The 13,737-nt window shown below is 60.3% G+C and carries 13 protein-coding genes and 1 CRISPR repeat array (1 of these 14 running past the window's edge); of the genes, 2 read left to right on the forward strand and 11 right to left on the reverse strand.

Annotated features, from left to right (window positions below; translation table 11 throughout):
- Window positions 1-1,374: a CRISPR direct-repeat array (repeat unit 32 nt; unit sequence GTTTCAATCCGCGCGCCCGTGAAGGGCGCGAC); it begins 24 nt to the left of the window's first position.
- 185 nt (window positions 1,375-1,559) lie between these two features.
- From cas2 to cas5c, 8 genes are all read right to left on the reverse strand, one after another.
- Entirely contained in the window at window positions 1,560-1,850 is a 291-nt protein-coding gene (gene cas2, locus PXH66_RS20550; protein WP_330931994.1) for a CRISPR-associated endonuclease Cas2, read from the reverse strand.
- A gap of 27 nt (window positions 1,851-1,877) precedes the next feature.
- Entirely contained in the window at window positions 1,878-2,918 is a 1,041-nt protein-coding gene (gene cas1c, locus PXH66_RS20555) for a type I-C CRISPR-associated endonuclease Cas1c (protein ID WP_330931993.1), read from the reverse strand.
- 157 nt (window positions 2,919-3,075) lie between these two features.
- Window positions 3,076-3,597 (reverse strand): four helix bundle protein, encoded by a 522-nt coding sequence (locus tag PXH66_RS20560; RefSeq protein WP_330931992.1) that lies wholly within the window; start codon window positions 3,595-3,597, stop codon window positions 3,076-3,078.
- A gap of 33 nt (window positions 3,598-3,630) precedes the next feature.
- Complete coding sequence (cas4, locus tag PXH66_RS20565; RefSeq protein ID WP_330931991.1) at window positions 3,631-4,269, reverse strand: CRISPR-associated protein Cas4; 639 nt, start codon at window positions 4,267-4,269, stop codon at window positions 3,631-3,633.
- Window positions 4,270-4,326: 57 nt separating this feature from the next.
- The gene (locus tag PXH66_RS20570; protein ID WP_330931990.1) at window positions 4,327-4,671 is read right to left on the reverse strand and encodes a hypothetical protein; all 345 of its coding nucleotides are present in this window, start codon (window positions 4,669-4,671) and stop codon (window positions 4,327-4,329) included.
- Between the two features lie 2 nt (window positions 4,672-4,673).
- The gene (gene cas7c, locus PXH66_RS20575) at window positions 4,674-5,621 is read right to left on the reverse strand and encodes a type I-C CRISPR-associated protein Cas7/Csd2 (RefSeq protein ID WP_330931989.1); all 948 of its coding nucleotides are present in this window, start codon (window positions 5,619-5,621) and stop codon (window positions 4,674-4,676) included.
- 41 nt (window positions 5,622-5,662) lie between these two features.
- The gene (gene cas8c, locus PXH66_RS20580) at window positions 5,663-7,447 is read right to left on the reverse strand and encodes a type I-C CRISPR-associated protein Cas8c/Csd1 (protein WP_330931988.1); all 1,785 of its coding nucleotides are present in this window, start codon (window positions 7,445-7,447) and stop codon (window positions 5,663-5,665) included.
- 6 nt (window positions 7,448-7,453) lie between these two features.
- Window positions 7,454-8,203 carry a type I-C CRISPR-associated protein Cas5c gene (cas5c, locus tag PXH66_RS20585; RefSeq protein ID WP_330931987.1) on the reverse strand — a complete coding sequence of 250 codons (750 nt, stop codon included), beginning with the start codon at window positions 8,201-8,203 and terminating at the stop codon, window positions 7,454-7,456.
- Window positions 8,204-8,250: 47 nt separating this feature from the next.
- Between cas5c and PXH66_RS23250 the strand changes: the two genes are divergently transcribed.
- Together PXH66_RS23250 and PXH66_RS20590 are read left to right on the forward strand one after the other, a co-directional pair.
- Window positions 8,251-8,499, forward strand: coding sequence for a FitA-like ribbon-helix-helix domain-containing protein (locus tag PXH66_RS23250; protein WP_425609092.1), 249 nt, complete (start codon window positions 8,251-8,253; stop codon window positions 8,497-8,499).
- A 127-nt stretch (window positions 8,500-8,626) separates the two neighbouring features.
- Window positions 8,627-9,034 carry a type II toxin-antitoxin system VapC family toxin gene (locus PXH66_RS20590; RefSeq protein ID WP_330931986.1) on the forward strand — a complete coding sequence of 136 codons (408 nt, stop codon included), beginning with the start codon at window positions 8,627-8,629 and terminating at the stop codon, window positions 9,032-9,034.
- A 141-nt stretch (window positions 9,035-9,175) separates the two neighbouring features.
- Here the strand turns inward: PXH66_RS20590 and cas3 are convergent, their stop codons facing one another.
- From cas3 to PXH66_RS20605, 3 genes are all read right to left on the reverse strand, one after another.
- Complete coding sequence (gene cas3, locus PXH66_RS20595; RefSeq protein WP_330931985.1) at window positions 9,176-11,560, reverse strand: CRISPR-associated helicase Cas3'; 2,385 nt, start codon at window positions 11,558-11,560, stop codon at window positions 9,176-9,178.
- 115 nt (window positions 11,561-11,675) lie between these two features.
- On the reverse strand, window positions 11,676-12,677 hold the full coding sequence (locus PXH66_RS20600) for a DNA-3-methyladenine glycosylase 2 (protein WP_330931984.1): 1,002 nt from the start codon (window positions 12,675-12,677) through the stop codon (window positions 11,676-11,678).
- Window positions 12,674-13,723, reverse strand: a complete 1,050-nt coding sequence (locus tag PXH66_RS20605) for an alpha-E domain-containing protein (RefSeq protein WP_330931983.1) — start codon at window positions 13,721-13,723, stop codon at window positions 12,674-12,676. The genes PXH66_RS20600 and PXH66_RS20605 overlap by 4 nt, the downstream gene beginning before the upstream one ends.
- Window positions 13,724-13,737 lie beyond the last annotated feature (14 nt).

Genomic DNA, 13,737 nt, shown 5'->3' on the forward strand with positions numbered 1-13,737 from the left:
GGGGCGACGACGAGGAGCGCGCCGGCCTGGGTGGCGGCATTGGGTTTCAATCCGCGCGCCCGTGAAGGGCGCGACCGCAGACCTCCATGGGGTCCGAGGCCATGGTGATTGTTTCAATCCGCGCGCCCGTGAAGGGCGCGACGCGCCACCGCCGCCGGTCGCATGGCCTTTTACGTTTCAATCCGCGCGCCCGTGAAGGGCGCGACATGAAGTGTGCCGGTATCACGTCGAATCATGGGGTTTCAATCCGCGCGCCCGTGAAGGGCGCGACACGCATCGACGCAGAGCGCGAAAAGCTCGTTGCAGTTTCAATCCGCGCGCCCGTGAAGGGCGCGACGCCCAGAACGCGGAGAAAGAGTTGGCGTTTCGGGAGTTTCAATCCGCGCGCCCGTGAAGGGCGCGACGGTTTCCCGTTCCTTGATGCGGCGGCACTCATTGTTTCAATCCGCGCGCCCGTGAAGGGCGCGACCAACCCGGGCGGTTCAACCGGCGGGGTTCGACAGTTTCAATCCGCGCGCCCGTGAAGGGCGCGACGATTCCAACGCGGGCGGCAGCGGCGATTGCTGTTTCAATCCGCGCGCCCGTGAAGGGCGCGACGGGCGAGGGATTCAATTTCCCTTCCCGCTTCCAGTTTCAATCCGCGCGCCCGTGAAGGGCGCGACCGCCATATTATTGTTTCCGGGTCCAGTTGCGGTTTCAATCCGCGCGCCCGTGAAGGGCGCGACCCCTCCACGGCCGCGACCTCGCCCCCTGGGACGTTTCAATCCGCGCGCCCGTGAAGGGCGCGACGCATCGCGCCTCGGGGGTAAGTGGCTTTAGGCATGTTTCAATCCGCGCGCCCGTGAAGGGCGCGACCACCCTCCACGGCCGCGACCTCGCCCCCTGGGACGTTTCAATCCGCGCGCCCGTGAAGGGCGCGACGCGAGATCGGCTCGTATAAGCTGTTGTATATGTTTCAATCCGCGCGCCCGTGAAGGGCGCGACATTTGACACCCCCTCTCCTGTAGGATGACAGGAGTTTCAATCCGCGCGCCCGTGAAGGGCGCGACTGTTCATCGCCGCCGGCCAGGACAATGGCCGTAAGTTTCAATCCGCGCGCCCGTGAAGGGCGCGACTCACTCGTTCCAACTTCATCGGCGTCTACGTCGTTTCAATCCGCGCGCCCGTGAAGGGCGCGACCAGTGGGGGCGATCTACGGGTCCATGCGGGCAACGTTTCAATCCGCGCGCCCGTGAAGGGCGCGACTTAAGTAATTCGTTCAGCGACGTTACGTCGTAGTTTCAATCCGCGCGCCCGTGAAGGGCGCGACTTCGAGCGCGGCCCGGCTGCAGGTGATCGATTTGTTTCAATCCGCGCGCCCGTGAAGGGCGCGACTCGGGATTTCGAACTTATTGACTGTCAAAGAGCAAGGTTCGGGTTTGCGCGAACCTTCAAAATTAGGACTAGCGGGGACGCTGTGCGCGCAAATGGGACAACGAAAGATCCTACATCCGCGTCGTTTATGCGAATCGCGAACCGGCGGCGGATGGCGTGGCCGCTGGGGGTTCGCGGTTAGTTTCTTATACCAGCAGGGGGCCGTCGATGTCGTAGCCGGCTTTGGCTCCGTGGTGATCGACTTTGCGCTGCCAGTTGGACCCGAGGTGGTAAAATCGCAGGCTGTCGTGACGAGGGTCAATCAGGTCGATGAGCTTTTGTTTCAACAGCACGAATTGGGCGGGGTCGAGTTGACATTCGAAGACGGAGTTTTGCACGCGTTGGCCACGATCCTTGCAGGCTTTCGCTACCCGGCGCAGGCGTTTGGTGCCGGATGGGGTGCTGGTGGCGACGTCGTAGGTGATGAGCACATACATAACAGTAGGGGCGGTGGGGAAATTAAATTATTTCAAAAGGAAGGCGGGATAGGCGTCGAGGTCGCCGCGGAGATGCCGGGCCAGGAGGCGGGCTTGCAGATGCGGGAGCAGCCCCCAGGTGGTTTTCTCGTCCAGAAACGGATGGCGCAGTTCGGCGGCTTTGCGTTCCTGCCACGAGACGAGCACAGTTTTGCGCGAGTCTTCTTTAAGCGTGACCGCCCCGGTTTCCTGAGTGACGAAATCCGCGCTGGTCAATTGGCGTCGGTTGATAAGCGTGAGCGCAAGGCGGTCAGCGATGACGGCGCGAAACTCTTCCATGAGGTCGAGGGCGAGCCCGGCCCGACCGGGGCGGTCGCGATGAAGGAAGCCCACGGCGGCATCGAGCCCGGACGCTTCACAGGCTGAGCGCAGGTCGTGAGCGAGCAGGCTGTAGAGAAAGGAGAGGAGGGCGTTTATGGGATCGAGCGGGGGGCGGCGCGAGCGGGTGGTGAACCGAAAGGTGGGCCCGTCGATCGTGAGCAAGTGGTTGAACGCTTGGAAATAGGTGTCGGCCCCATCGCCCTCGACGCCGCGCAGAGCGTCAAGATCGGTGGCGGTGAGTGCGGCCTCGATCCGGTGGGCGAGGTGGGCGGCCGCGGTGGTGAGGGCGGCGTGCCGGTCGGGTTTTTCGGTGCCATGGTCGCGGGCTCCGCGGAGGAGGACTTGGCGGGAGTTGGCGAGTTTGGCCGCGACGCAATGGCGGGCGATGGCCAGGGAGGAGTCCGGGTCGTCTGCGGCGCGGTATTGGGTGCGGCGGAGGAGCACGTTGCCGGGGGAAAAGCCTTGGGCAGTGGCTTGGAAACGGCCGTGACCATCGCAGAATGACAAGGTGACGCCTTGGCGGGAGCAGGTTGCCATGAGTTGCGGGGAGCAGCCGATGGACCAGCCGAACGTGACGATGCCATCGAGGTTGTGCAGGGGCACGCGCAGCTTGGTTTCCTTGGCATGGCGCACGGCGACGCTCTCGCCGTCCTGCTGAAGGTAGCTGTCGTCGAGGGTGACGTAGAGCGTGTTCAAATGCTTACGCATTTGGATTTGAGATGGGGGATTTCAAATTTGAGAGAGGGGACGGCTGGGGGAGATTTGGGATTTCATATTTGAGATTTCAGAGGGGGAGGAGGCGGCGGCGGTGTGTGTGATCTTGGATCTGAGATTTCAAATATCAGCGGGGGATTGAGAGTGGTGATTACGTCGGACGATTGTCGGGGTGCTGGGGGTGATCGGGTGGAAGGTGTTGTGCGAGGAGGGTTTGGAAGTCGGCGGCTCCGTCGCGGTGCTGTTGGCGGCGTTCGTAGTCGCGACGGGTTTGGTCATTGAGATGACGCGGACCGGTGATGTCGGAGTTCTGCAGGGATGCGGCCCAGGCTCCGAGTTGGCGGGAGCAGGATTCGGCCAGGGATTTGAGATTTGAAATTTCAGATTTGAGATGCGCGAGGGCGGGGCGGCGTTCGAAGAAACAGAGCATGGAACGGACTTCGCCAGCGGAGCCGCGCGCGATGTAGAGGAAGGCGAGGAGTTCTTTGGTGGTGCCGCGTTCGAAGCCTTCGGCGATGTTGTTGGAGACGGAGAGGGAGGCGCGATCAAGTTGGTCGCGTTTGGACCACGTGAGATGGTCCTTGGCGGCGGCGAGGAAGTCTTCACAACGCTCGGCCAGGGTGATGGCCTGGCGCCAGACGGGAAGGTCTTCGAAACGTTGATAGGTGGACATGAGCGGGCGAAGGGGAATTTGAGATTTGAAACGTCAGATCTGAGATTTGAGGGAGGCTTGGAGTCGGCGGACAAACCAAGAGGTGGTGTCGCTTTGGTGAGCGAGGGCGTCGGGGAGACAAAGATCGATCAACGAGCAGGCATCGCATTTGGGTTCGCGCACGGCAGCGGGCGTGCGTCGGGAGCGGATGAGTTGGTGGAGTTCGCGGGCGGCCTCGGTGGTGCGAGCACGTAGGGAATCATCGAATACGACTTCGGTGCGACGGCGGCGCTGACCGTAGTAGAGGGCTCCGGCGGGGATGGTGCTTTGGCGCATCTCTTCAAGGCACATCGCCTGGGCGCAGAGTTGGATGCGATCGCAGTCGTTGGACTTGGGTTTACCGCGTTTGTATTCAACGGGGATGATCGTGCCATCGCGATGGAACTCGATGATATCGGCGATACCGCGCAGGCCGAGCACGCGGGAGCTCAGATAGAGGGAACGGGTGATGCGCACGCCGGGGCGTGATTCGTGTTTGGGGGTGTGGGCGCGCTCGTGGAGAACCTGACCCTGGGCGGTGAGATGGTTATCGGCCCAGAGTTGCTCGTTATGAATGAGCGCACACTGGCGGGGGCAGAAGAGCAGATGTTGCAACGCCGAGATCGGGAGGAGGTCGGTCTCGGCGTAGGACATGGTCGGTTATTTGAAATGAGGGATTTCAGATTTGGGATGGGAGGGGCAGGGGAGACGCTACAGCTGCTCCAGGGGGTCTATCGGCGGGCGATTTCCCGCTGATCTAGTCTGTTGCCAACGTTCCAGAGACACAAATACGGGACTCTCCGTGTCGGGCTGGGTTTGGTCTTCAAATACCCACCAGCCTTGAGCGATCTCTGCCAATTGGCGGCATTCACGGCTCGTGTTGAAAATGAATGGATTTTCGGCGGGAGCGTTCGGTGGCTCAGCGGCTTCCCAAAGTTCCCATTCGAGACCATGCAGCCAGCTTGCGCAGAAACCATCCTGAGAATATTCCTGCATTTTGTAGAGCAGAAGCTCACGGGCGAGTTCCTGTCTGTTGGGGTGCTCCGATGCGGACATATTCAGATACGCCGAATGAGGCTGATGCCGTTGCCGAGGTCCTTGGCATCGCCGAGTTTTACGACATCATCGAGAGGTTGACCGTCGAAGGTGATACGAGCGGCGTAGTCGGTGAAGGCGCGGGGTGGTTTACCGTCCGTTGCGGGGGATTTTTCGAAAGGCTCGATTTGAAGACGATCGAAAAGGGTGTGGCTGGGGGCCTTGCCGAGAGCTGAATCGTGTTTGAAAACGAGGAGAGCGCGGGGAGCCATGCTGCCGGCGGGGCGAGCGGCGGATTGGTCGAACTGGAAGGCGTTTTCGAGAGCTTGGAAAAAGAGTTCGAGGTCGTCTTCGTTGAAGCCCGTTTGGTCGGCGAGGAAGGGATTAACGAAGCCGTGGGTGCGGTAGAGTCCGTAAGGGACGGTAAATTTGCGGCCCATGGTGCGGTTGTCGCCTTGCTGGGCTTCGGCTTCCTTTTCGGTGGCGACGGCCATGCGGGTTATGGCGTGTTCGCTGACAACGATGGGGTCGATCGAACGCGAGAATCCGAGTTGGATGGGGCCGCGAACCTGGCCGCAGTTGACGGCGATGCTCATGACGGCACCAAAGGTGCGGATGTCGTAGAAATTTTGACACATCCACTGGCGTGCGGCTTCGACTTTCTCGCCACTTCCTTTGCGTTTCCCGGCTTTGGTTTCACTTGGCTCCTCACCTTCTTTTCTGAGGGCTTGGTAAGCCTTCTCATGGGCGCGAATGAGGACGGCTTTTTCTTTGACGTAAATGTCGAAACCGGGGTCGTCCTTTTTAACGACTTCCACGAAGTTGCGGACTTTGCGTTTGAGGCAGACATCGGTGATGAGGCCTTGGTTGGTTTCAGTATCAACGCGAGGGAGGTTGCCGGCATCGGGATCGCCGTTGGGATTGGCATCCTGGGCGTCGAAAAGGTAGATGAAGTCGTAGCGATTTTTCATGGTAGGGGAGCGTGAGATTGAGGACTTAAAATGGAGCGGAATCAGGCGACAGTTGCTTCTTTGGTTTTGGTCGGATAAAAGGCTTTGCGCTGGTGGTAGTAGCCGAGGGCGAACTGGGCTTGACCTTGCAGGTTGAGGTGGGATGGAAAGTCCTGAACGGAATCTAGGATTTCCTGGACGAGCTTTTCTCGCACGATCTTGCCACCGATCGGTAATTTGCCGAGGTGGTGCGGATAGAGGCGGAGGAGGCGGCCGAAGACCGCGCGAGGCGTCGCGGAGGCGCTGCTGTAGAAGCGCTCACGAATAGTGGCATTAAGGTCCGGGAGGGCGTCTTGCTGCGTTTTTTCGAGGGCTGCAAACAGGCGTCCGAGGCGGTAGCCAAGATTGACGTTGGTTTCGTCTAGCATGGGGGTGATGAGTTGGTGGTGATTTCGGATTAGCCAGGCTTTGAGCACGGCGACTTTGAGATAGGAGACTTCGCGTTCGGCGCGGATACGGTTGATGACGGCGGTGATGAGCGAATCGGGGTAAGGCGTGCCGAGGACGATGGCACGCATGAGGGCACCGCCGAGGAGAGGTGGGATACCGTCGGCATCACGGGAGGTTTGGCGCAGGAGCTGGTAGACGGTCGGGGTGACGGGTTCGGGGTTTTTGGAATTTGTTTCGTCCCATTGGCGGACGAGGGAGAGTTGCTGGAGGTGGAGTTTTAGTTTGGTGATGAGTTCTCCGAGCTCCCCGGTGTGCCAAAAGCGGACGGAGAGGCGGGACGCGTTGGGCGAGAGGCCGAGAATGTAGTAGGGAACCGTCGGGTCGCCGAGGTCGTCGCGTCCGAGTATGCCTTGGGATATTTTTTTTAGGAGATCGTGGACGCGGTTTTTGGTCGCGGTGTCTTCGGCTTCCGGGACGCCGGACATCATCCAAGGGAAGAGGGTTTCGGCGGTGGTCGCTGCGGCGGTCCAGAAGACTGTGGTGGCATCGCCAATGCGGAAACGGCGCTCTTTACGGGCAAGGAGCCAGTTCAGCGCGTTGCAGTAAGCGAACGCGGCGGTCTCGCTGACGGGAGAGTTATCGCCCTGTTCTTTGCTGAACGACTCGACCGATTTGAGATTAAAGGAGACGAGCTTGGCTCCCGAGCTTTGAGCGCCGGCGACGCTTTTGATGGCAGGGTCGTGAGTGGCCGCAGTGGGTGCGGGTTTGCCCGTGACGAGACAAAAGCTGGTTTCCCCTGCCGAAGAGATGGTGTTTTGTTCGTTCCACCAACGCGAGACGGCGGGAGCTTGATGGACATATTTGAGGCTGCCCGAGATTTGGAAAACACCGAAACCGGATATGATTTCCTGGAGCATAGGATGGTCGGCGGCTTGGTCGGGAGACCATGATTCGAGGAAGCGGCAGACGCTGGAGAAGTGAGGATCAGCGATGAGTGTTTCGGTTTCGAGATGGCGCGTCTTGAAGGCGTCGAACGAGGCGAGCGTTCGGATTCTTTCCTTTTCACGGGCGGCCTCGGACTTCTTCGGGTCTTCGGGTTTGAATCCGAGCATGTAGCCGGTGTTGTCCCAGAGGAAACAGGGGTTGAGTCCTTGGCCGGGAGGTTTGGACTGGCCGGGGACAAGAAGGGAAAGGGGGCGCACGGTTTTCTTTTCTTTGCCGTTTTTTCCGATCTCGATGGTTTCCGTGCGGCAGGGAACGATTTCAATGAGGGAGCCATCTGCTTTGATGATGACGCAGAAGCTGATGTTCTGGAGGCTGTAGCCGGGAGTGGGCAGCCCGTTTTGCGGGTCTTCAGCGAGCCGGTTATAGAGCTGATGGAGAGATTGCAGGATCATGGCAGCTCAGGCGGTGGCGGATTGGAGGGGCGGGACGGTGACGATGCCGTTTTCGAGTTGAGCGTGAAAGAAGCGGGGCTCGGTGCGGACGCGTTTTCCTCGACCGGTGAGAAAGCTGTCTTTGGCTTTTTTATCGGCAGGTAGGTAAGAGAGATCGTGGAGCATCCAGCCTAGTTCTTTGTTGAGCTGTTCAGGGGGGAGTTCGCATGCCGGTAATGGGTCTCCATCTTCGATGAGGGAGAAGCGGGCGGGAAATTCGCGATTGCCCAGACACGGCTGGTGAAAGCATTGGCCGCCTCGGGCCCGGCGTTTGAAGACATCGAGGTGCTTGCCCGCGCAGTCGTTGGCGGGAAGTTCGGGCCCGCCCCGCTCGAAGCGGTAATCAAGGATATCGAAATGGGCTTCGATCACGTAGGCGATGTCGCGCAGGAGGGTTGAGGCGCGTTGCTGGCGAGTCTTAGGATCATCCGCTATGATTCCGGGGAGCACGACTATGTCTCCGTTCATGGCTGCGGCGGTCGGGGCGCTGGCTTTGGCTCCGACTTCGTTGCGGCGGATATTGGTAAACCGGATGGGCTTGAGGACGTGAATGCGGTCGATGATCCATCGAATTTGGGGTTTCCAGTAGATGGCCTCGATGATGCCGCGCGCAGCGGAGGGGGTGATGATGTCGTAGGAGACACGCTCGACCTTCATCTCGGGTCGAGTGAAACAGGCGAAATCGCCGCTGAGGTGAAGTTTGATGCCGTAGGACATGGTTCTAAAATGATTGCATTTTGGATGTAAATTGCCTCTGTTGAGGCATGAAAACGATTACGATTCGTGACGTTCCTGAGGATCTTCTTGCTGGGCTGAAACAAACGGCGAAGCGGAGCCGAAGGAGCTTGAATCAGCAGGTGTTGGTTTGTCTGGAAGAGGCGTGGGTGGGTAAAGGAGGCGGAGTCATGGGGAACGTGGAAGCGGAGCTCGCTGAAATCCGACTTCTCCGGGGGAATTCCAAACCGATGACGGCAGCGGAAATCGATGCTGCGAAACGAGGCGGCCGAGCTTGAGGTCGAGGGGGCCGCGCATTCACGGGAGTAAGCTGATGGCAGAATGAGGTCAATCTATAAGTATTCATGTGATGTAATACTGAAATAACTTGATATGCTTTCAGTTTAGGTAACAAGATTGAGCCCGATGAACTCGTCTCGAATTCTGGTGGATAACAACGCGCTCTCGGACCTGTTCGTCGGAGATGAGGGGTTGCAGGCGGATGCAGAGAGATTGAGGCGGAAGTTTCGTGATTGGATGGCTCCACCTCTTTGTCGCTACGAGTTCGGTAATGTATTGCGGACATATGTGCGAGCGGGGCGGCGGACGGAAGAGGTCGCCCAGTCGATGCTTGGGAAGGGACTGGGGATGGTGAGATTTTGCGAAGAGCCGTCCGACGAAGTGATTCTGGGGGTGGCGATGGCCAGCAATCTGACGTTTTACGATGCGACGTATGTTGCTTGTGCGAGGGCGCTGAGTCTGACGCTTTACACTCGGGACGGCGATATTCTGAGGAATTGTCCGGATGTGGCTCGCCGTATTTCAGAGGCGTAAAGATTCCTCTGTTGTCGACATTGCCGGGCGCCTTTGTCCGGCGCGGTGTCGCGGATTGAAACATGTGTTGTAAGACTGATGTTGCGAATGGCCGGAGGGAGTGATCTCTCCGGCCGATTTTTGGCAAGGAGGGTGAAGAGCTCACAGGCAAAAGGCGTTGGGATCGGAGGGGGCGTCGGGGCGTTTGAGACCGGTTTGAGGGTGGTAGGCGTTTTCAGGGTGCTCGAGAATGGCGAAGGCTTCTTCGCAGTGGAGGCTGACTTGGGTTTTGAGGTGCTGCCACTCGCCGTCATAGACTTGGACCGTGAATTGCTGGGCGCGGCGGTAGTGGCTGCGGTTGGGGACGCGGTTTTGTTTTTTGAGGTCGCGGATTTCCTGGGCGAGTTGCTGGCCTTCCACTCCCCACGGGATGAGGACGGGATGGGTGTTGGTGTCGATGAGGCGAAATCGTTCAGCGGCAGTTTTGAATTTGTAGGTGCGAGCCCATGAGTCGCTTTGGTCATTCGGGTTGAAGCAGGCTTCGCCGGAGACGATGTGGGGTTTGTCCCAACGGTCGGTTTTGGGTCCCGCTTGCCAGATGGCGTGCTCGAAATAAGTGCGAATGAGCGGGGGGTCGAGGAGATCGCGGTTTCCGAGATTGGGGAGGATTTGGGCGCGGGTGATCGCGGCGTTGGCGCTGATGTCGGCGAGACCTTTCGGGATGGGGTGGTCAGTGGGGGAGAAGAGAAAGACGCGGCCTTTGACGCGGGTGCCGTCGGCTGTTTTAAGTTCGCCGTTCCGATTGCAGCGACCGGCGGCTTGGGCGAAGGAATCGAGACCGCATTCGGCGCGGTAAACCGTCGGGAAGCTGATATCGACACCGGCTTCGATGAGTTGGGTGGAGACGAGGACGACGGATTGTCCTGATTTCCGCAGGGTTTTGGCTGCATCGAGAACGGCGACCACATGCGCCGGACACATACGGGCGGAGAGATGGAGAGCGTTGGTGTGGTGGCTCAGTTTCTCGTGAAACGTCCTCGCGGCTTTGGTGGTGTTGAGGATGAGGAGACAGCCGGAGGCAGCGTGGGGGAGGAGATGGGCGAGGAGCTGGTCGTCGTCGACGAGGCCGAGGTCTTGGCTGGTGACGCGTTCCAGGGTGTGAAAGAGGGCGGATTCGTCACGGATGATGGCGGTGATTTCTTCGGGCGGGATGCCGATGTCGAAATCATCGCGACGATCGACAGCGGGCTGAGTGGCCGTGCATAGGACGGCGGTAGAGTGAAGGTCGTGGACGAGACAGCGAAGCGCGCGGAGGATCGGATGGAGTAGCGAACTGGGGAGCGCTTGGACTTCGTCAAAGATCAGGACACTGCGGGCGATGCGGTGGAGCTTGCGGCAGGCACTGGTGCGGTTGGCGAAGAGGGATTCGAAGAATTGGACGTTGGTGGTGACGACGAGCGGAGCGTCCCAGTTCTCCGCCGCTAGGCGGTTTTGTTCGGTCTCTTTTCTCGGATCGAACTTGGAGTGGTGCTCGAGAACGATTTCCCGGCCCATTTCATTTGAAAGGTCGCAGAAGACTTGGCGGAAGACGTCGGCGTTTTGCTTGATGATGCTTGTGAAGGGGATGACGAGGACGACTCGTTGTTGGCCGTTCCGTAGGGCGTGGCGGAGAGCGAAAAGCAGGGATGAGAGGGTCTTTCCGCCGCCGGTGGGGACGGTGAGGGAGAAGAAACCATGTTCGTTTTCAGCAGCGTGGATACAGTCGTGCCGGACTATATCGCGGGCTTGATTGACGGGGTCCTCGCCGGGACTCCCGAATTCTTTCTCCAGATGGGTTTCAAGAGCAACGAGCATGCGGAAGAGCGTGTCCTCGGGCCAAGGTTGTCGGAGGCTATCGAGCTTCGGCTGCATGAAAGACTCGGTGGCGAGGAAGTCGGCATCGACGAGGCAGGAAAAGAAGAAGCGAAGCATGAAAGCCATGCCGTCGTTTCCCGCATCGGATCGACTAAGGGGCGGCGCGGGTATGGATTCGGTTAGGGGGACGGCGGCGGATTCGGCATGCGAACGCCATTCGTTGATGGATTTTGGGAGTCGTTCGGTGAACAACTGGTTGGCATCGGCTAGTCCGGCGTGATGCCCGGCGATAATGTAGCTGAGCAGGTCTCCGAAAGGAGTAAGCCCGTGGCTGTGCACGGCTCCTGCGGTTGAGTGATCTTCCTTTCTTGGTGGATTGGCCTGATTCTCGGAGGCGTGTGGATCAGCCTTGGACTTGAGGTAAGTTTGCCACTCGGGCGCGAATTTGCCGAGGTCGTGCCAGAGGCCGGTGAGGCGACCCCACTCGCGGGCGGATTCGCGGTCGGGGCCGGGCGGGAACATGGCGGCCGCGAATTCGGAGGCGAGGTGGGCGACTTTGTTGAGGTGGCCGTGGTCGCGTTCGAGAGCTGCGCAGTGCGAGCAATGCCCGTCGGTGAGCGTTGCACAATCGGGAGTGAAGAGCGGTTCCCAAGTGGATGATGGGCCGTCAGTGGTGTGCGCGTAGTGCGTCATGGCGGACACACTTTAGCAGAGGGGGTGGGACACAGGATGGGGCATTCCAAATGTTATGCTCGTTTCTAAAGCATAGAACGTGCGCCCACCGATCGATCTTTCAGGGAACGAAAAACTATTTGGCCCCGTGGGTGCGTTCCCAGGCGAAGAGGTATTGCTGGGCCAAGCCCGCCGCCGGGCCGTAGTGGACGCGGCCGAAGTGGGCTACTTGCGCGGGGCTCCAGCCGTCGAGGCCATAGCGGCGGGTCATCGCTTTGATCATCCAGGTATCGACGGGGAAAGCGGCGTGGTGACCGAGGCCGAAAAGGAGCACGCAGTCGGCGATTTTTTCACCGACGCCGGGCAGCGACAGGAGTCGCGTTTTGGCGGCGGTAAAGGGGAGCTGCGCGGTGGTGGCCAGCCAATCGGGTTCGGCGGCGAGCATGTCGGCCGTGCCTTTGATGTAGCGGGCGCGAAAACCAAGTTGGCAGGCGCGCAGGTCGGCTTCGGTTACAGTGGCGAGTTGGGCCCAAGTCGGCAGCGCCCGCGGCAGTTTGTCACCTAATAGATGACAAGCTGCGGGGGGCAACGGGGCGCCGTGGCGCTCAGCGAGGAGCGCAATCATCTGCTTGATTTGCACGATCTGCTTGGTGGCGCTGCAGAGGAAACCGAGGAGCGTTTCGCCGAAGGGTTGGCGGAGGATGCGCAGGCCGGGATAGGCGGCGACGCAGGTCGCGAGATGCGGGTCGCTGGCGGTCGGTAGAATCGCGGCGGTGGTGTCGTCGCACGCGAGGTAGTGTCGCAGCGCGGGCTCGGTGGTGGGAGCGGTGGCGATGGGGGCCGACCACTCCAGGTGCTGGGGTGACGTGAGCGGCGTGCTCGGTGGAGCTGTCGGTGAAGAGGCCGCTTTTGAGTCGGTGGGCTGGGGTGACTGAAGCGGCGGGCTCGGCGAGCCAGCCCTACCCGGGGCGAGGCGGAGGCGGGCGAGGTGGGTGGACCACTGGCCTTGCCAGGAGTCGTCGGGTTGGCGGTGCCAGCGGAAGGCTTGGCCGCCGTCGAGTTGTTCGGCGAGGACGGCGGGTGGGAAGGTTGGGGCGCCGTCGAGTGGGGTCCACGGCGTCCAGCCGGGGTCGCTCATGCGGTGGCGACTTCTTCGTATTCGGACTGAAGGAAGGCGCGACCGACGTCGGTGTGAATCCCGATGATCTTGACCTGAAATTGATCGAGGTATTCGTGCAGTCCACTCGCGATGACGGCATCGATATCGGTTTGTTCGAGGTGGGCGCGCAACTTGCCGAGTTGTTCGAAGGTGTGCTTCGCGTTGGCCGTGGTATCGGCGTCGGCGATGATTTGGCGCACGCAGTTTTCGGCGGCGATGATGGCGGACAGCAACGAGCGGGGGAAGGCCCGGTCGCGGATGAGGTAGTCGAGCACGCGGGTGAGGGTGAGCTGGCCGCGTTTGGAGCGGCGGAAGGCTTCGAAGGCGGAGCAGGAGCGCAGCACGGAAGCCCATTGCACGATGTCGAGCGCGGCGCCGACCTGATGGTTGGGCGGCAGGATCATGTAGTATTTGATGTCGATGATCCGCGACACGTTGTCGGCGCGTTCGAGGTAGCGGCCGAGTTGGTAGAACCACCAGCCTTCGTCGCGCGGGAGCATGGACTCGGCGACGCCGTAGAGTTGCTGGATGCGCAGCTTGAGCTGCGACAGGTATTCGCTCGGACCAAACTGGGTATAGGACTCGTAGTCGTGTTGTTTGAGCTCGAGGTAGAACGTATTGAGCGTCTCCCACATTTCGGAGGCGATCTGGTCCTGAATGCAGCGGGCGTTTTCGCGGGCGGCGAAGATACAGGAAACGAAGGACGAGGTGTTGCGCCGGTCGAACAGGAGGTATTCGACGACGTTGCGTTCGTCGGTGGTTTCGCCGTAGAGTTTGACGAAATCCTTTTCATCGCCGGTCACGTAAACGAGGGGTTCCCAGGCGCGGGGGTCGTCGGAATCCTGTTGGGCGTCGAGGTCGAGCACGAGCTGGGCGTTGACGTCGATGAGGCGGGCGGTGTTTTCGGCGCGTTCGAGGTAGCGGGCGGTCCAGTAGATGAGGTTGGCGACGCGGCTGAGCATGCCCGAGCGGGGAGCGACGGGATTGCTGGTCTGGGATTGGGACTGGGAGGACGTGGTGGTCATGGCGCGCGGCGGGA

This window comes from Synoicihabitans lomoniglobus (genome assembly GCF_029023725.1).
Taxonomy (GTDB): Bacteria; Verrucomicrobiota; Verrucomicrobiia; order Opitutales; family Opitutaceae; genus Actomonas; species Actomonas lomonigloba.